General features: G+C 60.3%; 18 protein-coding genes and 1 pseudogene. 9 read left to right on the forward strand and 10 right to left on the reverse strand.

Annotated features, from left to right (window positions below; translation table 11 throughout):
- Nucleotides 1-214 precede the first annotated feature (214 nt).
- The 3 genes and pseudogenes from PQR67_RS24220 to PQR67_RS24230 all read left to right on the forward strand — a co-directional run.
- Nucleotides 215-457, forward strand: a pseudogene (locus PQR67_RS24220) (recombinase family protein); the annotation flags it as partial.
- Nucleotides 458-1,033: 576 nt separating this feature from the next.
- Nucleotides 1,034-1,474: a hypothetical protein gene (locus tag PQR67_RS24225; RefSeq protein ID WP_408464841.1), complete on the forward strand. Its 441-nt coding sequence runs from the start codon at nt 1,034-1,036 to the stop codon at nt 1,472-1,474.
- A gap of 1,051 nt (nt 1,475-2,525) precedes the next feature.
- Nucleotides 2,526-3,107 carry a hypothetical protein gene (locus PQR67_RS24230; RefSeq protein WP_408464843.1) on the forward strand — a complete coding sequence of 194 codons (582 nt, stop codon included), beginning with the start codon at nt 2,526-2,528 and terminating at the stop codon, nt 3,105-3,107.
- A gap of 1,148 nt (nt 3,108-4,255) precedes the next feature.
- Here the strand turns inward: PQR67_RS24230 and PQR67_RS24235 are convergent.
- Both PQR67_RS24235 and PQR67_RS24240 read right to left on the reverse strand, forming a co-directional pair.
- Nucleotides 4,256-5,059: an inositol monophosphatase family protein gene (locus PQR67_RS24235; RefSeq protein ID WP_408464845.1), complete on the reverse strand. Its 804-nt coding sequence runs from the start codon at nt 5,057-5,059 to the stop codon at nt 4,256-4,258.
- Nucleotides 5,060-5,234: 175 nt separating this feature from the next.
- On the reverse strand, nt 5,235-6,062 hold the full coding sequence (locus PQR67_RS24240; protein ID WP_408464847.1) for a phosphatidylinositol-specific phospholipase C: 828 nt from the start codon (nt 6,060-6,062) through the stop codon (nt 5,235-5,237).
- Nucleotides 6,063-6,257: 195 nt separating this feature from the next.
- Here PQR67_RS24240 and PQR67_RS24245 point away from each other — a divergent pair, with 195 nt between their 5' ends.
- Nucleotides 6,258-7,286: a LacI family DNA-binding transcriptional regulator gene (locus PQR67_RS24245; RefSeq protein WP_408464849.1), complete on the forward strand. Its 1,029-nt coding sequence runs from the start codon at nt 6,258-6,260 to the stop codon at nt 7,284-7,286.
- A 7-nt stretch (nt 7,287-7,293) separates the two neighbouring features.
- Here the strand turns inward: PQR67_RS24245 and ugpC are convergent, their stop codons facing one another.
- The 5 genes from ugpC to PQR67_RS24270 all read right to left on the reverse strand — a co-directional run bounded on the left by ugpC (nt 7,294) and on the right by PQR67_RS24270 (nt 12,835).
- Complete coding sequence (gene ugpC, locus PQR67_RS24250) at nt 7,294-8,388, reverse strand: sn-glycerol-3-phosphate ABC transporter ATP-binding protein UgpC (protein ID WP_408464851.1); 1,095 nt, start codon at nt 8,386-8,388, stop codon at nt 7,294-7,296.
- Nucleotides 8,389-8,535: 147 nt separating this feature from the next.
- Nucleotides 8,536-9,741: a porin gene (locus tag PQR67_RS24255; protein ID WP_408464853.1), complete on the reverse strand. Its 1,206-nt coding sequence runs from the start codon at nt 9,739-9,741 to the stop codon at nt 8,536-8,538.
- Nucleotides 9,742-9,853: 112 nt separating this feature from the next.
- Nucleotides 9,854-10,708: a carbohydrate ABC transporter permease gene (locus tag PQR67_RS24260; RefSeq protein WP_408464855.1), complete on the reverse strand. Its 855-nt coding sequence runs from the start codon at nt 10,706-10,708 to the stop codon at nt 9,854-9,856.
- A complete protein-coding gene (locus tag PQR67_RS24265; RefSeq protein WP_408464857.1) occupies nt 10,705-11,574 on the reverse strand; it encodes a carbohydrate ABC transporter permease in 870 nt (289 codons plus the stop codon). Before PQR67_RS24265 ends, PQR67_RS24260 begins: the two co-directional genes overlap by 4 nt.
- A 22-nt stretch (nt 11,575-11,596) precedes the next feature.
- Nucleotides 11,597-12,835 (reverse strand): ABC transporter substrate-binding protein, encoded by a 1,239-nt coding sequence (locus PQR67_RS24270; protein WP_408464859.1) that lies wholly within the window; start codon nt 12,833-12,835, stop codon nt 11,597-11,599.
- 385 nt (nt 12,836-13,220) lie between these two features.
- Here PQR67_RS24270 and PQR67_RS24275 point away from each other — a divergent pair, with 385 nt between their 5' ends.
- Nucleotides 13,221-13,592, forward strand: coding sequence for a hypothetical protein (locus tag PQR67_RS24275; RefSeq protein ID WP_408464861.1), 372 nt, complete (start codon nt 13,221-13,223; stop codon nt 13,590-13,592).
- 193 nt (nt 13,593-13,785) lie between these two features.
- The gene (locus PQR67_RS24280) at nt 13,786-14,598 is read left to right on the forward strand and encodes a mechanosensitive ion channel family protein (protein WP_408464863.1); all 813 of its coding nucleotides are present in this window, start codon (nt 13,786-13,788) and stop codon (nt 14,596-14,598) included.
- Between the two features lie 116 nt (nt 14,599-14,714).
- On the opposite strand, the gene PQR67_RS24285 is transcribed toward PQR67_RS24280, so the two are convergent.
- The gene (locus PQR67_RS24285; protein WP_408464865.1) at nt 14,715-15,389 is read right to left on the reverse strand and encodes a DedA family protein; all 675 of its coding nucleotides are present in this window, start codon (nt 15,387-15,389) and stop codon (nt 14,715-14,717) included.
- A gap of 273 nt (nt 15,390-15,662) precedes the next feature.
- On the opposite strand from PQR67_RS24285, the gene mutL reads away from it, so the two are divergent.
- The gene (gene mutL, locus PQR67_RS24290) at nt 15,663-17,720 is read left to right on the forward strand and encodes a DNA mismatch repair endonuclease MutL (RefSeq protein ID WP_408464867.1); all 2,058 of its coding nucleotides are present in this window, start codon (nt 15,663-15,665) and stop codon (nt 17,718-17,720) included.
- 18 nt (nt 17,721-17,738) lie between these two features.
- Here the strand turns inward: mutL and PQR67_RS24295 are convergent, their stop codons facing one another.
- Entirely contained in the window at nt 17,739-17,888 is a 150-nt protein-coding gene (locus tag PQR67_RS24295; protein WP_408464974.1) for a hypothetical protein, read from the reverse strand.
- Between PQR67_RS24295 and miaA the strand changes: the two genes are divergently transcribed.
- Entirely contained in the window at nt 17,815-18,729 is a 915-nt protein-coding gene (gene miaA, locus PQR67_RS24300) for a tRNA (adenosine(37)-N6)-dimethylallyltransferase MiaA (RefSeq protein WP_408464971.1), read from the forward strand. The genes PQR67_RS24295 and miaA overlap by 74 nt on opposite strands.
- A gap of 80 nt (nt 18,730-18,809) precedes the next feature.
- Here the strand turns inward: miaA and purM are convergent, their stop codons facing one another.
- Nucleotides 18,810-19,877 (reverse strand): phosphoribosylformylglycinamidine cyclo-ligase, encoded by a 1,068-nt coding sequence (purM, locus tag PQR67_RS24305; RefSeq protein ID WP_408464869.1) that lies wholly within the window; start codon nt 19,875-19,877, stop codon nt 18,810-18,812.
- A 148-nt stretch (nt 19,878-20,025) separates the two neighbouring features.
- Between purM and PQR67_RS24310 the strand changes: the two genes are divergently transcribed.
- A complete protein-coding gene (locus PQR67_RS24310) occupies nt 20,026-21,102 on the forward strand; it encodes an AI-2E family transporter (RefSeq protein WP_408464871.1) in 1,077 nt (358 codons plus the stop codon).
- Nucleotides 21,103-21,170: the final 68 nt, after the last annotated feature.

The following is a 21,170-nucleotide window of genomic DNA, read 5'->3' on the forward strand; positions in this document are numbered from 1 at the left end:
GAGCACCCCGTAGCATTATTTTTTATCCGAATTGTTTTTTTCGGATCGAATCTTACCGAATCTTCCGACACATGAATGTCATATCTGTTCGCCTGTCTTTTTCAAGACACAGATTTAAAATGCATTAATTCCAGATGCATAAGCTTACATTTATATTTCCTGATATTCGGTGGCATATCGACGGAGTGCGGCGAGGCCTCTGTGACCGACATCAATGGACCTCGGTGTTCGCGTCGAATGCACGCTCAGCGGAATGGCGTTTGACGGGAAGCCCAAAGACTCCATCGAGAAAGCGACGCGCGACGCGGTTCTGGCGTTCATGGCCACGCAGCGCGAAGCCGACTATCTGAACCGCGTTGAGATGCAGTGCCGGGGCATCGCGATCGCAAAAGCGGACGGAAAATACAAGGGGCGCGCCCGGGCGTATGACCACGCCACTATCAAGACATGGCGATCCTCTATAACAGGCAACGCAGGCAGGCCCGACTTCACTACCTGTCACCTGTAGCAATCACGCAGCGATACTATCTGAATCAGGTCGCTGCTTAACCCGTTGGCATTGGTAACACTCGCGGATTGGCCCTCGAAGGCGGCCATGAGCTCATCTCCTTGAAGCAGCCCGCACTGGTGGTTTCTCAGGCAATCCTGATGGAAATCGCCGTGGTTTCTTTCGACACGCTAGAAAGTTTTGATGCCGCTTCAGTTGGGTGGATTGTTAGAGCGAAATTGTTCGATCCGACTCTCCCCCAGAGGCTTACATGACCTCATCAAAGGAAGTACTCGATCTGAGCCCTAGGCCTGACGTCGCTATAGCGATCTTACAGGCGTGTCGTTTCGCATGCCAGATGTCGCAGAGCACAAGTGATTAATGTCGGATTAGCTCACCATACCGAAACACACGCAATACGCATAAAAGCAACCGCATGTGCACTAAAGATTGCGCCATTTTCACCGATATACCGAGGAGGCCACACAGCTTCACTATGACATCATGTATTTTTCGAAATTGCTTTCATGGCACAGGGATCTATCTATGATAGAAAAGATCGGATTTTGGGGCTCTGCCGCATCCATCGTCAGTCTCGCGTTGTACTTCTATCCGCCGGTAGCAGCATCGCAAGATGAGCTGAAGCCTCAAGTGTCGACCGCAGGTACGCAAAGCCCTGCCATTGGTACAAACCAAGGAAATGTGACGATCAACTATGGCAGTTCGGCAACCCCTCATCAGAAGGGTTATGTGCTGCGGAATCGCTCAGCAGGTGCAAGCCTTGTCGTCTCCCGGCCGACACTCGATGCCGCCACCGCCCCGAACCTTCAAGTGTGCCTTGCACCGGCCGGCACACCCATTTCGCTTTATGAAGGCGAAACGGCCAAGATGGCTGGTCTCGATATGTGGCAAAGGGTGAAGATATTGTCAGGTCAGTGCGCGAACAAAGTGGGCTGGGCAACGACCGAAAACATTAGCTTCGAATAAGCATATCGAGAGCCCTCTGCTTGCGAGACGTATCGCTTCATCGGTCTTCCCCCCCGGAATCATCGCCTGGGTTCGATAGAAACGCAGGGCTCTTCTGCCGGCCGTCACCCGATCAATTTTTTCACGACGTATCGTTGGTTGATAACATTGCAACTCGTCGATCGAGTCGGAGTGCCTATGAGCTTCAGTGCCGTCCTTACTTTTCTCGAGCAAAGTCATCTCGCCACCGTCGTATCCATACTCAGCGCACCAATCGTAGGTGCCGTAACCTGGATCAGGTTTCGACATGGCACGCTGCGTTTCTCGCAGGGACGTACGAAGCGCCTCTACGCACTCCTGAAGGGTAATCAGGGTTGGCGTACTGCATCGTCTGGGGCGTTACAAGTGGCTGTGCGGGATGCCCTACGCATCGAACTATCCGGCGACGACATCCGGTTTGCACTCGAGCGCGACAACCCGATGGTCGTGTTAAGAACAATCGGACAGGCTCGTGGATTTGTAAGGCTCAGTCTGGACGGAAAGCGCTATGAAGATGCGCGTAGGAATCCTCGACTCTCGCTTAGCCAGGTGTCTGGCGTGGTACTCGCTATCATCATGACCGGGTATGTGCTACTGGTCCTCGGTGGTCCAGTCACCCGCACAGTTAATCCGATCGTGGTCGGCATACTGTCTGCAATCAACCTGGTGGCCACGCCTTTGCTCTTTATAATCACGTCGAGCGCCAGTGCAGCCGATCGACTTCTTCATGCGGATACGGCGTATCCACTTCCGCGGGACGTCCGGAACGGAAATGCAACACCAGATGAAACAGTTGCTCCAACAACTTCCTCTCCCAGAAAGCGCAGCAGCCGCGTGCGGCCTGCGTCGGCCGTGAGCGGGCAACGAGTGGATCCTGACAGTACAGTTAAGGCATCGATCTGACTGCCTTGATCCTCGCTGTACACGACAACCGTCTGAGCAAACTATTACTCCAGGGTGGTCACCGGTCACCACTGGTACCATCGGCATCGAAGAACACCTAACAATTCACATAAGCAAATCTACCATCGTCATGCAAAACCCTAGACGTGTCGTTACGGTTCTCTTGATCGCTGTTGCGGTAGTTATACTGGCGTTTTTCGGCACCGTGACCGGATCGCAGAACGGAAGTTCCATCGGGGGCTACAGTCCGGCCGTCATGGCATATTGGTTGCAGGCATTAGGCACGCTCGGCGTGATCGTCTGGTACGCGAGCAATGCGCAAAGCAGCGAGCAGAAAAAACGGAAGGGGCGTGCGGAGCAAACCCGTGCAGAAATCGGGAATCTTGCGTTCGACACGCTGCACTTCATCGCGCGAAACGTCGAAGCGATGCGGCGACAACAATCAGCAGCACTTGTCTCGATCACAAGTGTCGAATTTGCCGAACTCCTGCAACGAATGACAGCAGTACGTCAACTGCCGCTAGGCGCGCAGGAAATGAATGATGTCATCGCCTTGCGTTCCAACCTGGTCGATTCCATCGCACTGGTTGATAGCTACCGCGAGCAAGGAAACCTGAGCAACGGCGACTATGGTCTCCTTGAGAGGTACCAAAACGATTCGAAGCAGATTCTTGACCGTCGTGATTCCGATCGTCGCATGCACCGGTCATGATGCGCTAGGACTTGTAGGTAACGGGGCGTCCAAACTAGACCAAAGGAACACCATGAAGCGCGACCGGGACCTACTGCGCAAGCAGCTTACGGACATCGAAGAAGAGCGCGACGTGCTCGCGGACATCCCCGATGAGATTCAAATGTCATTCCGAAAACATATCTGGCCGGCTTACCGAGCATTTAAGTTTCATCGAACCGACTGGTGTGATAGCAGATTTGCCACGACGGAAGTCCGCGTATAGGACGTTATATTGGATAGACGACAGCAACAAGCATTTCGAGTATGGCCCGGAGCGGCACGCCCTCCCGGCCACGGGCGCACCCCATACCTTGGCGTGCGAAATCTGCGGAAATTTTAGATTTGGGAAGAGGATCCCTTTCGATCGACACTTCAACGTCACTCGTAGAGCGGGTGATAAGCCTAGAATTAGCGGGGAATTCCCGAACTGTCACGATGAGATCGTGTCTGTAAAGGAGACCAGCCACATCAACATGTTCAGCAACGACTTCCACTAATGAAAAAAGCGGAGATTGACTAGGTCAATTCCGCTTAAATTCGTCTCTATCGCAGTATTCCACCCGCAGAGGCGATACAAAGGATTGCGGCGCTAAAACGAAACGTTTCTGGTGCTCTCCTAGGTACCGTCCTACACATAGCTGCCCCAGTGTTCAGACATGAAGTCATTGGGCCAGACGGCTTGGTGCATAGGCTTTCATAATAGCAGAATCTCACTTCGCCCGCAAACGGGCGGCATAACTATCTATCGCAACCAAGCCACTGACACCGCGTCGCTCAACAGGCAGTCGCAGGTTGCCAACACGGCGGGAAAAATGCTCCGCAATCGTAGCAGAAAGTACTTGCAGCGCGATGGCGAACGTCTTAAATTGCGGACGAATGAAGAGAAGAAACAACGGTAACTCATTGAATTACATGCATTTTTAAGCGGACTTTTAATCCGTTGGTCACAGGTTCGAATCCCGTACGGCCTACCAAAGATTTAAAGGACTCAGCGCAAGCTGAGCCCTTTTTCTTTGGTGCGCAAATTCAGCTACGCGAATCCGACGAGCCGTAATTGCCCGCGCAACTGCGTGAAAACCGTCTGAAAAGAGGGGCAAAGAACACGCGCCCCTCTCCCTCTGCAGGCCTCACGGCAATCCCAGTTTCGTGCGACTGTACCCCGTGAGCATGGGCACCATCTGCGCATATAACTTCGGGTTCCCCGCGACGATTTCACCCACGCGCAAGAAATCGGAACCCCCGACATAGTCGCCAACCAGGCCACCCGCTTCCGTAACCAGCAGGCTGCCCGCCGCCATATCCCACGCACTGGAACCCTGTTCGAAGAAGCCGTCGAGGCGGCCGGCCGCGACGTTAGCGAGATCGAGCGCGCCTGCGCCCGGACGGCGCAGGCCGGCACAAGCCCCGGTCATTTCGACGAACAGGCGCGTGTAGGCGTCGAGGTCCGCCGTATCGCGAAACGGGAAACCGGTGCCGATCAGGCCGTCTGCGAGACGGTCACGCGCCGCCACGCGAATTCGGCGGTCATTCAGGAATGCACCGCTGCCACGCGTGGCCGTGAACAGGTCATTGCGGGTCGGGTCGTAGACCACGGCCTGCGTGACCGTCCCCTTGTGCGCGAGGGCGATCGACACGCAGTAGTACGGAAAGCCGTGGATGAAATTCGTTGTGCCGTCGAGTGGATCGATGATCCACTGGAATTCGGACTCGTTGTCCGACTGGCCGGATTCTTCGGCGAGGATCGCGTGATCGGGGTAGGCGGTCTTCAGCGTATCGATGATCGCCGCTTCGGATGCCTTATCGACTTCCGTAACGAAATCGTTGTGCTGCTTCTTGCTGACCTGGAGCAGATCGAGGTCGAACGACGCGCGGGTGATGATCTGCGCCGCGCGGCGGGCGGCGTTGACAGCGATATTGAGCATGGGATGCATGAACCTGAATCCTTTTGACGGACAGGTATGGCGACCGTCCGGTAGCAAAGTAGACCGAAAACAATGGGGAAGCAGCGCGGCATCAAGAGTTGTCCTGATTCGTCGGAAACCCCTCCGTTGATATCTCGCGCCTGCGCTTGCTGCTCCTGACGCACCACAGCCAGGGTAAGCCGAACTAAGTCGGCATTGAGAGTCCGCTAGCATTGCGTGCCACCAGCGCGCGAACCAGCGCCCAGTCCGCGTGCTCGCAGAAGTCGATCATCATGGTCCCGCACGGTCCGTCGTACGTCACGAGGCGCTCGGTCAGCATGTCGTTGATACCGCGACGCCGGCCGCTTCCGCAGGCCACCCTGCGTGGATTTGCGCCCATTCCAGTACCGCTGCAGAAATTGACGACCCAGCGCTCCGACGCACGCGACCCGCTGAGAACAAGGAGTGCCTCGATCGCACGATATTTGTAATCGATCGATACCTCGACCGGTACGCGAAATTCGTCCTGAATGGAAAAGGCCGCTCCCGGCCGGTCGAGTTCGAACGTGGCATTGTCAGGCCACATCGACAGATCGATCCCCAGCGCAGACTCGCTTGCGAACCTGCGCAATAACACGATCGAGCCGCGCACTTCGCCCAGGCGCGGAATGGTGTCGCCCAGATACCAGCGCACGTCTGCATAGCGCTCGGCATACGAGTCGAACGTCTGTGCGAAGCTGCGCGAGCAGTCCTGGCTGCCACATTCGTCCTTGACCGACATCACGATACATTCGCCGGGACACCGCGCCAGAAACGCCGCGCACACGGCGATCACATCGTCGAACATCAGGCCAAGCGGAATGCGCGCGTGATTGATGTGAAATACATCACCCTCATGCCGGCAACGAATATCGAGTACCCGCACGCCGCGCGTCAATTGTTCCGCCAGGCTCGCGCCTTGGGTTTTCGCGAGGCAATCTTCCACGGTATAGGCGCAACTATCGTGGCTGCCCGGCAACGTTAATTGGTTCAACGCAGAATCGTCGGAAAGGTTCGACATCCAGCAAGCCGGCGCCGGGGCGGCAGTATCAATGTGCATAGGTTGGAATGGATTAAGTGGCCTGGGAATCGCTTTCTGCCGTTGTATATTGTTTGACGGTCATCTTCTTGTCCTCTTGATCGGGCAAGCTGCGCGGAGCAAGTTTTGCATCCCCTCACTCGTTAACACATGCCGAAGAAACAAACGCTTTGGGTTACCGCCGCCGATGTCGCGCGCCGCGCCGGTGTCTCGCGTTCTGCCGTATCGCGCGCCTTCTCGCCTACCGCCAGCATCGCACCCGAAACGCGGGAGCGTGTGATGGAGGCTGCCCGCACCCTCGGCTACCAGGTCAACCTGATCGCGCGGGAAATGATCATGCAGCGCAGCAGCATGGTCGGCGTCGTCACCGCGGGCTTCGAAAACCCGTTTCGCGCGAAGCTGCTGTCGCAGATCATCGCCGCGCTCGGGCGCCACCAGCTCACCCCGCTCGTGATGAACGCGGAAGATCCGGTACAAACCAAGCAATCGCTCGACATGCTGCTGAGCTACCGGATCGCCGGCATTATCATGACCTCCGCGTCGCCCCCGCTCGATCTCGCTCGCCAGTACCTCGAAGGCGAGATTCCCGTCGTCATGATCAACCGCGCATCGAATCTGCCCGGCGCGGACGTCGCGGTGAGCGATAACGCAGCGGGCTCCGCGCTGGCTGCCCAAATGCTGGTCGATGCCGGCGCTACGCGGCTTGCTTTCGTTGGGCCGACGAAGACCAGTTACAACGGAAAATCGCGCGGCACCGGTTTTGTTCGCGCCATCCAGCGCATTGCAAAGAAAAACGCGCAGCTTGCCCATCCAGTCGGGACGCACGTCACGGCGGCCGATACCTACGAATGCGGCATGGCGGCAGCGCATGCGCTGCTGAATCAGGAAGTGCGTCCCGACGGCGTGTTCTGCTCGTCCGATCTGCTCGCACTGGGTTTTATCGATGCCGCGCGGCAACACTTCGCGATCCGTGTGCCGGATGAGCTTCGGGTGGTGGGCTTCGATGATATTCCTGCCGCCAGCTATGAAAACTACCAACTCACCACCATCCAGCAGGACACGCATGCTCTGGCGAATGCCGCGACCGACATGCTGATCGAGCGTATGAACGCGTTCTCCGGCGCATCTCGCACCTGTGTGGTGCCGATAGCGGGCGTAGTGCGAAAAAGCTGCGCCTGAACGCCATTCAAGCGATGCGCCGACCGCTCGGTGCGTCGAAAAAATGAAGCTGTCCGGCCGGCAAGATTACGTCGAGCAGTTCGCCCGGCGCAGGTCGCCGGTGATACGGCAGACGCACCACCAGACTCTGCTTGCCCAGGCTGCCGAAGGCGAGATTGTCCGCCCCCAGCATCTCGCACGCATCGACAGGCAGGCGGATCGGTTGCTCGGCTCCTTCGCCAGCGGCCGCCAGCATCACGTGTTCGGGACGAATGCCAAGCACGCACCCGCGACCGGCCACGATATCCACGCCAGAATCGCTCACGCCGGCAATGGCAATCCTCGGTCCATCGTTGACGTCGAAGTGCCGCCGGTCATCGGAGAGTCGGCCGTACAGCAGATTCATCGCAGGCGCGCCCATGAAGCTGGCGACAAAAGTGCTCTGCGGACGTTCATAGATTTGCTCCGGCGTGCCGATCTGTTCGATGCTCCCCTGATTCAGCACGACGATTCGCTGTGCCAGCGTCATCGCTTCAACCTGATCGTGCGTGACATAGAGCGTCGTCGTACCGAGGCGCGCGTGCAGGTTGCGGATTTCCGCGCGCATCTGACTACGCAATTTGGCGTCGAGATTGGACAACGGCTCGTCGAACAGAAAGAGCGCGGGTTCGCGCACGATCGCGCGCCCCATGGCGACCCGTTGCCGTTGTCCGCCCGACAGCGCGTGCGGCTTGCGCTCAAGCAAGGCGTCGAGTGAAAGCATCTGTGCGGTTGCCGCGACGCGCTCGCGAACTTTCTCCGGCGTCATGCCGCGCATCCGCAGACCAAACGCGATGTTCTGCGCGACCGTCATGTGGGGATAGAGTGCGTAACTTTGAAATACCATCGCGACATTGCGCTCTTGCGGCTCAACCTCGTTGACGATACGCGAGCCGATCCTGATGTCGCCGGACGTTATGCTCTCGAGCCCGGCCGTCATCCTCAACAGGGTCGATTTTCCGCAACCCGAAGGACCGACCAGCACCACAAATTCGCCGTCCGCCACGTCAAGATCGATGTCGCGCAAAATCTGTTGCCGAGCGTGCCGCGTCTTGCAGACCGCACGGAGTGTGAGTGTAGCCACCGTGTATTTCCTGTCGTAATACCGTCGCCTCAAGCCACGGCGCAATGCCACAGCAGACGGCTGCCTCCCAACCTCATACGCGATGAGAGGCAGCCCGCATAACTGCGGAGCCGGGTGCAGCGCGCCGCCTTGCAGCGGCGGCCACGGTCAGAACCGGTGCAGAATGCCGACACCCGCCGTGAACTGGCTACCGGACGACGATGGCGAGCCATTGAAGCCGTCGCCGATCGACGCCGTGGCGTTGATGATGTTCACGCCGTTCGAGCCGATCGTCTTGCCGCTCGAGTGCTGATACGCTTCGCCCAGATAGAGACCCGTACGCGCCGACAGGCTGTAGTACTGCGTCAGCGAGATCTGATGGTATTGCGCCGCGCTCGTGATGCCGTTCGATTGCGTTGCGCGCGTATAGCTATACCCGCCCGCGAAATCCCAGCTCACTGTCGGCTTCCAGTGCAATACTGCGCCTGCCGTATTGAAGGTCGCCGTGTTGCGGAACGACGAACCCACGCCCGGGATGTACTGAACATTCGAGTAGGACATCGACACGTCCCAAGCCGGCGAGAACTTGTAGCCCGCTGTTACCGCGACGCGTTGCTGTCCTTGCGCGGTCTGGTAGCCATTGTTGATGGCCGAGACGCCTGGCTGACCGCCTGAGTTCGTCGTCGAGGCGGCACCCCATGCCCCACCGCCGGGCGTCGAATTGTTGACGCGCTGGAAACCCGCTGCAATACCGAACGGGCCGTTCAGATACTGGATCGCCGCGCTCCAGGTCGAGCCGGCATTGGTGCTGCCCGCCACGCCGCCAAGCGCATACGAACCGCTCACCGTAAAGCCGTAGACCTTCGGCGACGTATAGACCAGCGAATTGTTCGCGCGGATCGTCGTGTCGAGCGAATCGATATCGCCTGGATGCGCGCCGAAAAAACCCGTCAGATAAGTCGTCGGGCTATACGGCGAAAGCAGCGTGTAGTACGAGGTGTACTGACGACCCGCCGTGAACGTACCGTAGGCCGGATTCGTCAAGCCCACCCATCCCTGGCGCGTAAACATCCCACCCGTGAACTGCGAGTTTCCGTTCGCACTGTTCACGCCGGCTTCGAGCTGGAAGATCGCCTTCGTACCGCCACCGAGATCTTCACCGCCCTTCAGGCCGAACCGGCTGCCGGCCCATGCGCCGTTCGACATCGTGACGGCGGAGTGGCCACCCGTCGTCGAACCCCGCGACGTGCTGCTGTTCTGATAGACAATGCCGTTATCGATGACCCCGTAGAGCGTGACGCTGCTCTGAGCCTGGGCCGTCGTGGTCGCTGCAAGGCCTGCAGCCGCCATCGCGACCACCAAGTGCTTCTTCATTTGAATGGATCTCCAGTGTGGTAGGTAGACGGGCGCCCAGGCACCCGGCACATTGACAATGTCACCTGACGCAGGCGCCATCGAGCGGCGCGTGACGCCTGCTTTATTCGATTTATTTCAGCCCGCCGGAAAAGCCGCGCAACAAGTACCGCTGCACGTATCCCGCGACCGCCAGCGTCGGCAAGGACGCGATCATTCCGACACTCATCAGATCGCCCCAATCGATCCCGTTCTCCGTGACATAGCCCGCCACGGCGAGCGGCAGCGTGAAGCGGCTCGGCGTGGAGAGAAACAGCAGGGCAAGCAGAAATTCATTCCAGGCGGTGATCAGCACGAAGATCGCGGTGGCCACCAACCCGGGCGCGCACAGCGGCAGCACGATATGCACGAGCCGCTGGGCGAGGCCGGCGCCATCGAGGCAGGCGGCCTCTTCATAGTCGATGGGAATTTCTCGCACGAACGAAAGCAGCATCCAGATCGACAGCGGGAGCGTGTACACCTGGTAGGCAAGCATCAGTCCGAACTCGGAATCGAGCAGATGCAGGTTTTTCGCGAGTGTGAACAGCGGCACCGCCACCGTAATCGGCGGCATCAGCTTGACTGCCAGCACCAGCATCAGGAACAGCAGATCGAGGCGCGCCGGAAAGCGCAGGCGCACGAGTGCGTAGGCGGCCGGAAACGCGAGTGTCAGCGACAGCAGCGTGGTGCCGCAACTCACGAGCAGCGAATTCAGTAACTGGCGGCCAATGCCGCTTGCCCATACCGATTCAAAGTGCTGCAGGGTCGGTACCTGCGGCCACAGCGCGAGCGGATGATCGAGACGCTCGAGGGTGGGCGTGAACGCGGCGCCGAGCATCCAGATGCAGGGCAGCAGCAACAGGATCAGCGCGGTGGCCCGCAGCAACCACAGCACCGCATGCTGACCCGCCGGACGAAAATGAGGGGATGACGTAGCGGAATTCATCATGCGCCTGCCTTGCGGATCGACAACCATACGTTCGCCGAAACCAGCACGGCCGACACCAGGAGCATCAGCACCGAAGCGGCGCTGGCCGGCCCGACATTGAAGAAGCGGAAGCCCGTGTCATAGACATAGGTGGACAGCGTCTGCGTCGCGTTGCCGGGACCGCCGCCCGTGAGTGCATAGACCTTGTCAAACAGCTTGAAGGTGTCGATCGAACGCAGCAACATGGCCAGCACGATCTGCGGCACGATAAGCGGCAGCGTGATGTGGCGCAGACATTGCCATTCACTCGCACCGTCGGTGCGGGCCGCCTCATACAGCTCGGGAGCGATGGACTGCAAGCCGGCGAGAATGATCAGGAATGCCATGGGTGTCCATTGCCAGACGTCCACGAGAATGAGCGACCAGATCGCCAGGTTCGGATCGGACAGCCATTGCACGCCCGGCAAACCGAACACCGCGAGCAAGGCATTCAGGAAGCCGCTGTAGTTCAGCCAGTTGCGCCAGATTGCCGAGCACACCAGCGTCGACAGCATCATCGGCAGAATGAGGAACGGCATGACAAAACGGCGGCCGCGAAATGCACGGGAAAACAGCAGCGCCAAAGCGCCGCCCAGCACCACCTCGCTGACCGACGCCACGACCGTGAATTGCAGCGTATTGAAGAAACTCGCCGCAAACTCACTGTCCGCGAGCACCGAGCGATAATTTTCCAGCCCGGTAAAGGCGCGCTGCCCCGACGCGTAGTCGACGCTGAAAAACGAATCGACCAGGACGCGCAGGACCGGGTACAGCGCCAGTACGCCGAGTACCAGCACGGCCGGCCCGACCAGCAGGACCAATGGCAGAAAACGACGCACGGCGCTCATGGGATTGCTCAAGGCCGCGCCGTTATTTGACTACCGCGGCCATCGCCGGCGTGATCTTTTGCGCGGCCTGATGCAGTGCTGCGTCGGGCGCAAGCTGCCCCGTCAGCACAAGTTGCAAAGCGTCGCCCAGAATGCTCTCGATCTGCTGCCAATCCTTCACACGCGGGCGGGCACGGCCTGCCTCGAGCGCCTTGAGCTGATCCGGATACCAGCGGAATTGCTGCACGAGCGCCGGGTCCTCAAACACGCTCTTGCGGGTCGGCGGAATCCCCATCGCGGCAAGCCGCGTCTGCGTGTCGCGCGCGGTCAGGTAGGTGAGGAATTCCTGCGCCAGCGGTGCATGCGGTGCGTCTTTCGGAATGGCCATCTGCCAGATGCCTAGCATCGGCGAAGGTCCTTTCACTTGTCCAGGGGGCGCCTGCAGCGCAACCTCGCCGACCACGCGAGACTGCTTCGGATCGTCGAGCGCCGGAATCCATGCCGGCCACACCTCGAGCGCCTGCGCCGCCGCACCCTTTTGCAAGGCGTCACGCACTTCGGCTGCGCCGTAAACCGCGACGTCCTTCGGCGCGTAGGCTTTCAGCGCAATGAACATCTTCAATGCCGCCAGTGCTTGCGGGGAATCGATCGTCACCTTGCCGCCCTGGTCGATCACGTCGCCACCGTACGCCCACAGAATCGGCATAAAACCCGTCACAACCGGGTTGCCCTTGGTGCCGCGAAACACCACACCGGATACGCTTGCATCCGCACCGCCGGCGACCTGCGCGATTTTCAGCACTTCGTCCCAGTTGCGCGGCGGTTGCAGCTTGTATTTCGCGAGCAGGTCGCGGCGATAGGCGAACATTTCAACATTGCCGACCACCGGCAACGCATACAGGCCGCCCGACGGCGCACGGCCGAGCGCGACGGTCGACGCGACCATGTCGGCATCGGCGAGCGTGGCCGGAAGCGGCTTCAGCCAGCCGTTCGCGATGAATTCGGGCGACCAGGTGTCGTCCATCATGACGAGGTCGTATGCACCGGTTCCTTCGCGCATCGACAGCTTCAGCTTCTGATAGAGATTCGCATTCGGCAGCTTCAGCAGCTCGATGTCAGCGCCCGGATGCAGCTTCGTGAAACCGGCGACCGCCTCCGCGAGGCCTTTGCCATAGATGTCGTCGCGGCCCGCGATCACGAGATCAGCCGCGCTGACGCTCAAGGTCATGACAGATAGGGCGACCGCGACGGACACGGCGCGCAGGCTACTGAACAGTTTCATGCGATATCTCATTGAATTTGCGGAGTCGTCACGGTGTTTTGCACACGTGTGCAAAGCAACCCGGAAAAAATGCCACCTAAGGCATGACCGGCATTGTCGCTGCGGATCGTTAAAGATTTGTGGCAAGCAAACAGAAAGCTACGACGGTCGCATTCAGGCGTGAAGCATTCCCACAGCGCAATTCACACCACCTCACGCAACCATGAAGCCCCTCTTACAGCACGCCTCTCCGATACCGAGCAGATACAACGGACTCCGAACGTTGATATTTATCGAGATGTGAAGACGTGCAATGATCGCCGCCCATTCTGCAAATCACGCTGTCGCGCCGTGTGAGCAGACGCTTCGGTAACACCGCAGATCCCTGCGTTTTCATTCCGGCAATATGACCAATTTTCTGTTCGACCTTGTCTCGAACCTTGCATTGCTGGCTATCGTGCTAAGCGCGTGCCGCCTGGGCAATCGGCTCGTGCCTGGCGCCGCACTCAATGGCGCGCATATTTTCGTCGCGCTGGCATCGACCGCGCTGCTGCTCGATGCCGCCTTGACCTTTCTGGTATTCGCCGATGCGCAGAGCCGGTATGGCCAGTTCAGTACGTCGAGTGCATTCTTCGAACGCGGCGGCGCCTATGCGGTGGCGGCCATTGCCGCACTGGCCTGGCAGTACGCGGCGCGGCGCGTGCGCCACGCCAAATCAAACAACAACGCACTGGTCATTCGCACGTCCCGGTATTCCGAATCACGTCTGCCGATGTAACGCCACTCGGGCCATTTTCTTCAGTCACGCAATCCGCATCATCGTCAGGAACGGAGCTTGCGTATGGGCGCGCCGTCGCCTATAACTTCCGAAGACCGAGGGTTACCGTTTGCGCCCGCCACCGGGCATTTGCCGCTGTATTGCACTCCCGCCGTTCAATCAGTCGAAGGCAACTCAACCAACGAGGAACATCTTGGATCTCGAAACCGTACGCGTGTTCATCATGACCCGAGGCATCGACCTCGGCACCAAGGTACTCGGCGCGATCGTGTTGTGGGTCGTCGGCCGCTGGGTCATTGGCCTGATCACCGGCTTGCTTCGCAAGCTGCTGTCGAAAAACGGCCGCATCGATCCAACCCTCGCTCATTACCTCGGTTCGATTCTCGGCGTGCTGCTGAACCTGCTGCTGATCCTCGCGATCCTGCAGGTGTTCGGCGTTCAGACCACCTCGTTCGCTGCTTTGCTCGCCGGCCTCGGTCTTGCGATCGGCACGGCGTGGGGCGGCCTGCTCGCCCACTTCGCGGCAGGCATCTTCATGCAGGTGCTGCGGCCGTTCAAGGTGGGGGATTACGTCATGGCGGGCGGCGTCACGGGCACGGTCTCAGAGCTGGGACTGTTCGGCACGACCATCGTGACGCCGGACAATGTGACGACCATCATCGGCAACAACAAGATCTTTTCGGACACGATCTCGAACTACAGCGCATTGCCCGTGCGGCGTGTCGAGTTGACCGCCAAGATCGCGAACGGCGTCGATCCTACGGATGCAATGAGCCGGCTGAAGGCCGCTGTCACGCAGATTCCGAACGTGGCCGAGAGTCCCGCGCCGGATATCGAAGTACTCAGCTTCACGCCGGAAGGACCGTTGCTGTGCGTGCGGCCCTATACGCACACCGACCATTACTGGCAGGTCTACTTCGACACCAACCGCGCGATCATCCAGACCTTCAAGGATGCAGGTTATCCGACACCGGAAACGCCGCTTGCGCCGCGTATGGTCAGTTAAGCCTATCGGGGTTTGGAGGTTTCGGCCCAACTCAGCAGAAGGCAAGCCTCAAAAGAAAACGGCGTCGCGAGATTCGCGACGCCGTTTGTTCGTCCAGCTTCGTATTATGTGAAGCGTTAGCGGCTACCCGACTTGGCCGCGGCGTTCTTACGCGTCATTTTCCATATCGCGCCAAGCACAACCGGCACCACGGCCGCGCCGATCCCCACCAGCACGATCACATTCAGATATTGACGGATGAACGGAATGTTGCCGAAGAAGTAGCCAAGCAACACCAGCAGCAACACCCACAACAACGCGCCGAGGATGTTGAACAACTGGAACCGGCTAACCGTCATTTCCGATGCGCCGGCTACGAACGGGGCGAAAGTGCGCACCACCGGAATGAAACGCGCCAGCACGATGGTCTTGCCACCATGCTTTTCGTAGAAGTTATGAGTCTTCTGTAGCGCAGCGCGATCGAGGAAGCGTTCAAGGAAAGGGATATGCGAATTGAACACTCGTGGTCCGATGGCCCGCCCAATCATGTAGTTGACCGTATTGCCCGCGACCGCCGCAACAAGCAGCAGCACGATCAGCAGGCCGAGATTCATTTCACCGCTCGCGCAAAAGGCGCCGCCGATGAACAACAATGAATCGCCCGGCAAAAATGGCAAAACGACGAGCCCGGTTTCGCAGAACACGATAAGAAACAGCACCGCGTAGACCCAGGTGCCATACACGTGAATGAAGTCGCCCAGAAACTTGTCGATATGCAAGACAAGGTTAACGAAGTGTAGCAACGTGTCCAAAAAGCGTCCTTTATCAAGGGAAGGTGAACGTGGCGGAAGCGGCCGCAAAAGCAGCCCTGCGGGCGATGTGCAGCGAGCGCGTGCTCGCCGCCGGAAATTGACCGCGTCATGATACCGAAAGTGCCCGGTTGCGATTAAAAAACTGCGGTGCATGGACAACTTCGACGTCCTGGGTCGATCCGTCAGTTTGACGCTCGTCGGTCGCAAGACCGCGGCGATCCCGCCCTTCGACCCGCATCCAGCCTGTTCGCGCCGAATCGCTATAATTTCGCCATGTCAGAATTCTCCGAAACGCCTGCCGGCAACGCCGACGCGGCCGCGGTTTCCGCCGCCGCGCCCGTCCCACGCCCGTTGCGGGCGATCCAGCCCCTTCCCGATCAGTTGATCAGCCAGATTGCCGCCGGCGAAGTGGTCGAGCGGCCAGCCTCGGTGGTCAAGGAATTGCTGGAAAATGCGCTGGACGCCGGCGCGCAGACGCTCCGTATCCTGCTCGACGAAGGCGGCGTCAAACGCATCTCGATCACCGACGACGGCTGCGGCATCCCCGAAAACGAACTCGCGCTCGCACTGATGCGTCACGCGACCAGCAAGATCCGCTCGCTCGCCGAACTTGAAGCGGTTGCCACGCTGGGGTTTCGCGGCGAAGCGCTGGCGTCGATTGCGTCGGTCGCGCAGATGAGCATCACGAGCCGCACGGCCGAGGCGCCGCACGCCGTCCGCGTCGACGCGCAAACCGGTGTGCTGAGTCCCGCCGCCGGCACTCAGGGCACTACGATCGAAGTCCGTGAGCTGTACTTCAATACGCCCGCGCGCCGCAAATTCCTGAAGAGCGAACAGACCGAACTCGGCCATTGCCTCGAACAGATTCGCCGCGCCGCGCTGGCGCGGCCGGATGTGGCGATTTCGGTCCTGCACAACGGCAAGGCGGTCGAACACTGGAATGCCAGCGAACCGCCCGCGCGGGTCGCGAAGATTCTTGGCGAAACCTTCGCGACGGCGCATTTGCCGCTCGACGAATCCGCCGGACCGCTCGCGGTCTACGGCTGCGCCGGCCTGCCGACCGCGAGCCGCGGACGTGCCGACCAGCAGTATTTCTTCGTCAATGGCCGGTTCGTGCGCGACAAACTGCTTACGCACGCCGCGCGCGCCGCCTACGAAGACGTGCTGCACGGCGACCGCTATCCGTCCTATGTGTTGTTTCTCGATCTGCCGCCGGAAGCCGTCGATGTGAACGTGCACCCCTCGAAAATCGAAGTGCGGTTTCGCGATTCCCGTTCTATTCACCAGTTCGTGTTCCATGCCGTGCAACGTGCGTTGGCGCGGCACGCGGGCGCGTCGCCGGAAACAACCGCCGGTGGACATGCGGCGCACCTGGAAGCGGCGACGGGCGGCCCGGCTTCGTTCGGCGCCACGCCGCTGGGCGGTGCGGGCGTTGGAGGCTCCAGTGGCAGTGGCTTCGGCGCAGGTGCAGGCGGTTTCGGCAGTGGGATGGGGGGCGCAACGGGCAGCGGATTCGGCTCGTCGCAACCCGGCAATAGCTGGATGCGCCAGGCGCGCATGACGCAGGGCACGCTGCCGGTTGCGCAACCGCTGGCGTTCTACGACGCGCTTTTCGGCCGCAGGGACACGAACGCCGGCACGGTAGAAGGCGCGACGCTGTTCGAAGCGCGCGATTCGGCTGCGGAAGCGCCGTCCCCGTACAACACCTCGGGGTCGTACGCATCGCCTGCATTCAACGCCTCGGACGAACAGCCGCTGGGCTTCGCCCTCGGCCAGATTCACGGCATCTATGTGCTCGCGCAGAACGCGCATGGGCTCGTAATTGTCGACATGCATGCCGCGCACGAACGCATTCTGTACGAGCAGTTCAAGAACGCCCTCGCCGATCGCACGATCGCGGTGCAGCCACTGCTGATCCCGCAAACGATGCAAGCCGATCCGATCGAAATCGGCACAGTCGAAGAAGAGCGCGACACACTGGACGCACTCGGTTTCGATCTCGCCGTGCTGTCGCCGACCACACTCGCAATCCGCGCGGTGCCCGCGTTGCTGAAAGACGCCGACTTGCAGGCACTGGCACGCGCGGTACTCTCCGACCTGCACGCATTCGGCGGCTCCCGCGTGTTGACCGAGCGGCAGCACGAGTTGCTCGGCACGCTCGCGTGCCATCACGCGGTGCGCGCGAACCGGCGCTTGACGCTCGATGAAATGAACGCGCTGTTGCGTCAGATGGAGGCGACCGAGCGCGCCGACCAATGCAATCACGGCCGTCCGACGTGGTATCAGTTGACGCTGTCCGATCTCGACCGGCTATTCATGCGCGGCCAATGACGGTGCGCCTGATTACGCTCATTCGCCACGCGCCGTCCTGCCCATGACTTCAAGCGCTTCGCGCACTTCACGCACGCCCGCGCCGATCCCTTGCCTGCTCGGCCCAACCGCATCCGGTAAAACCGCAGCCGCGCTGGCTCTGGCGACACGCAGGCCGGTGGAAATCATCAGTGTCGATTCCGCGCTGGTCTATCGCGAGATGGACATCGGCACCGCCAAGCCGACGCCGGAAGAGCGCGCCGTGGCACCGCATCATCTGATCGATATCGTGGATCCGACTGGCGCCTATTCGGCGGCGGAATTTCGCAGCGACACGTTGCGCCTGATCGGCGAGATCAGCGCACGCGGGCGGCTGCCCCTGCTGGTCGGCGGAACCATGCTGTACTACAAGGCGCTCACGCAAGGGCTGAACGACCTGCCCGCCGCCAATGCCGACGTGCGCGCGACGCTCGACGCCGACGCCGCCCTTGACGGCTGGCCGGCGCTGCACGCACGGCTCGCCGCTATCGATCCCGTTACCGCCGCCCGCCTCGCGCCGAACGATTCGCAGCGGATTCAGCGGGCACTCGAAGTTTTCATGCTGACGGGACAAGCAATGTCCGCTTTGCTGGCCGCGCCCGCCCGAACGGATGACGCCGCTTCGGCGTGGCGCTTCGTGCCGATTGCGCTCGAGCCATCCGAGCGGAGCGTGCTGCACGCGCGCATCGAAAAGCGCTTCGACGCCATGCTGGCCAATGGTTTTATCGACGAAGTGGTGAAATTGCGCGAGCGCGGGGATTTGCGGCCCGAGATGCCGTCCATGCGCTGCGTGGGGTATCGACAGGCCTGGGAATATCTCGACGGCGCAGTCGACTATTCAACCATGCGGGACAAGGGGGTCTTTGCTACCCGGCAATTGTGCAAGCGGCAGCTCACGTGGCTGCGCAGCATGACGGAGCGGGTTGTGGTGGATTGCTGCGACCCTGGCGCGACTGCGCAGGCGGTGAGCTTGATTGAAGCGATGATTTGAGGTTTTTACCCGCGCGGCGCGTTCTTTCCGTACGCCGCGCAGGCAAACCAGCTTTGAGTCAAGCTGGTTAAGCTGGCTGCTTAGATCACTACCGTCTGAGCTTCACCGGCCGCGCTTTCGCGAATCACGCCGATCTTCCAGACCTGCTCGCCAGCGGCCGACAAAGACGCGATTGCAGCGTCGGCATCAGCAGCAGACACAACCACCGCCATCCCGATCCCGCAGTTGAACACGCGATGCATTTCCGCATCCGCCACGCCGCCGTGCTTCTGCAGCCACGAGAACAGCGGCGGCAGCGGCCAGCCACGGTGATCCAGCTCAGCCGTCAGACCTTCACGCAAAACGCGCGGAATATTCTCGACCAGGCCGCCACCGGTGATGTGCGCCATGCCCTTCACAGCGATCTGCTGCATCAAGGCCAGCAAAGGCTTCACGTAGATATGCGTCGGCGCCATCAGCGCGTCGGCCAATGAACGGCCATCGAAGTCCGCATTCAGATCAGGCTGCGCACGCTCGATGATCTTGCGCACCAGCGAAAAACCGTTCGAATGGATGCCGCTCGAAGCCAGGCCGAGCACCACGTCGCCCGGGGCAATCGTGCTGCCGTCGATAATCTTGCTCTTTTCCACCGCGCCGACCGCAAAACCGGCCAGATCGTATTCGCCGTCCGGATACATGCCCGGCATTTCGGCCGTCTCGCCGCCGATCAACGCACAGCCGGACAGTTCGCAGCCATGCGCGATACCCTTCACGACCGTTGCCGCCGTGGCGACGTCCAGCTTGCCGCAAGCGAAATAATCGAGGAAGAACAGCGGCTCGGCGCCCTGCACCAGAATGTCGTTCACGCTCATCGCCACCAGATCCTGGCCGACGGTGTCGTGTTTGTTCAGTTGAAACGCGAGGCGCAGCTTGGTGCCGACGCCGTCCGTGCCCGACACCAGCACCGGTTCCTTGTATTTCTTCGGCACTTCAAACAGCGCGCCAAACCCGCCGATGCCGCCCAGCACGCCGTCGCGCATCGTCTTTTTGGCAAAGGGCTTGATCGCGTCGACAAGGGCGTCGCCCGCGTCGATGTCCACGCCGGCGTCGCGATACGACAAACCTTGGGCCGAATCAGTTGAATTCGGGGCGGATTTCGGTTGATTCATGGGGAATAGCTCGAAGGTCGGTAAAATGCGATTTTACCCGATGCCGGCCAGAGTTTGCGCTTCAGCGCTTACTCTGGTCCCATACAGAGTTGCCGGCCGGCTGGCTGGATTTGAATCATCCGGTTCCGGCGACACCAGGGAAACAACTTTGCAACAGAACCCCTCGATCCTGACACCTGTGCAGCGCCGCGCCTTTATCTGGCTGGCGATCGCGCTGGGTGTCGGCATTCTGCTCTGGCTCCTGAGTCCGGTCCTCACGCCGTTCCTGCTGGGCGCCATTCTCGCGTACATTCTGCAACCGGGCGTCGCGTGGATGGTGCGCCGGCGTGTGCCGCGCGGACTCGCCGCCTTGCTGATGATGCTGCTGTTTACCTTGCTGATGACGCTGCTCGTGCTGCTGGTACTGGCCGTCATCCAGAAAGAAGGTCCGCAGTTGAAGCAGCAGGTGCCGGTGCTGTTTGCGCACGTGAGCGCCTGGCTGCAACCCAAGCTTGCCATGCTGGGCCTCGCCGACTCGCTCGATTTCGCCAGTATCCGCGATCTCGTGATGGGGCAGCTCGAAGGCAGTGCGCAGCAGGTCGCACTGTACGTATGGACGTCCGTTCGCACCAGCGGCAACGTGATGATGACGGTGGTCGGCAACCTCGTGATGGTGCCCCTCGTGCTGTTTTATCTGCTGTACGACTGGAACCGCATGCTCGCGCGCATGCAGATCGTGGTGCCGCGCCGCTGGCTCGACAAGACGCTGCAACTCGCGCGCGACATGGACCAGATGCTGTCGCAATACCTGCGCGGCCAGTTGCTCGTGATGGCGGTGCTCGCGGTCTACTATGCGATTGCGCTGACCGTCGCCGGCTTCGAGATCGCGCTGCCGGTGGGTATTTTCACGGGCCTCGCGGTGTTCATCCCGTATATCGGTTTTGCAACCGGTCTCGCGCTGGCGCTGCTCGCGGCACTGTTGCAGTTCGGCGACTGGTACGGCTTCGGTGCGGTCGCGTTGATTTACGGCGTCGGCCAGATCGTGGAGAGCTTTTACCTCACGCCGCGCCTCGTCGGCGAACGGATCGGGCTGCATCCGCTCGCGGTAATCTTCGCGTTGCTCGCGTTCGGCCAGCTATTCGGCTTTTTCGGCGTGTTGCTGGCGCTGCCGGTCAGCGCCATTCTGTCGGTGGCGATGCGCGAGTTGCGTCAAAGCTATCTGGAAAGCACGCTGTACAACAACTGAGTCACTGGCTGCTCATTGACTGTCCATTCACGTTTTAGGGCCCGATGTCTGGGCCATTTGTGGCCCAA

It is taken from the genome of Paraburkholderia fungorum, from assembly GCF_046026025.1.
Taxonomy (GTDB): domain Bacteria; phylum Pseudomonadota; class Gammaproteobacteria; order Burkholderiales; family Burkholderiaceae; genus Paraburkholderia; species Paraburkholderia fungorum_E.

Bases quoted from the DNA above. Each gene is read 5' to 3' on its own strand.
- PQR67_RS24225 (WP_408464841.1), top strand. From the start codon at position 1,034: ATGATAGAAAAGATCGGATTTTGGGGCTCTGCCGCATCCATCGTCAGT.
- PQR67_RS24260 (WP_408464855.1), bottom strand. From the start codon at position 10,708: ATGATGAATTCCGCTACGTCATCCCCTCATTTTCGTCCGGCGGGTCAG.
- PQR67_RS24265 (WP_408464857.1), bottom strand. From the start codon at position 11,574: ATGAGCGCCGTGCGTCGTTTTCTGCCATTGGTCCTGCTGGTCGGGCCG.
- mutL (WP_408464867.1), top strand. From the start codon at position 15,663: ATGTCAGAATTCTCCGAAACGCCTGCCGGCAACGCCGACGCGGCCGCG.
- PQR67_RS24255 (WP_408464853.1), bottom strand. From the start codon at position 9,741: ATGAAGAAGCACTTGGTGGTCGCGATGGCGGCTGCAGGCCTTGCAGCG.
- PQR67_RS24245 (WP_408464849.1), top strand. From the start codon at position 6,258: ATGCCGAAGAAACAAACGCTTTGGGTTACCGCCGCCGATGTCGCGCGC.
- PQR67_RS24235 (WP_408464845.1), bottom strand. From the start codon at position 5,059: ATGCATCCCATGCTCAATATCGCTGTCAACGCCGCCCGCCGCGCGGCG.
- PQR67_RS24270 (WP_408464859.1), bottom strand. From the start codon at position 12,835: ATGAAACTGTTCAGTAGCCTGCGCGCCGTGTCCGTCGCGGTCGCCCTA.
- PQR67_RS24230 (WP_408464843.1), top strand. From the start codon at position 2,526: ATGCAAAACCCTAGACGTGTCGTTACGGTTCTCTTGATCGCTGTTGCG.
- PQR67_RS24275 (WP_408464861.1), top strand. From the start codon at position 13,221: ATGACCAATTTTCTGTTCGACCTTGTCTCGAACCTTGCATTGCTGGCT.
- PQR67_RS24295 (WP_408464974.1), bottom strand. From the start codon at position 17,888: ATGATTTCCACCGGCCTGCGTGTCGCCAGAGCCAGCGCGGCTGCGGTT.
- purM (WP_408464869.1), bottom strand. From the start codon at position 19,877: ATGAATCAACCGAAATCCGCCCCGAATTCAACTGATTCGGCCCAAGGT.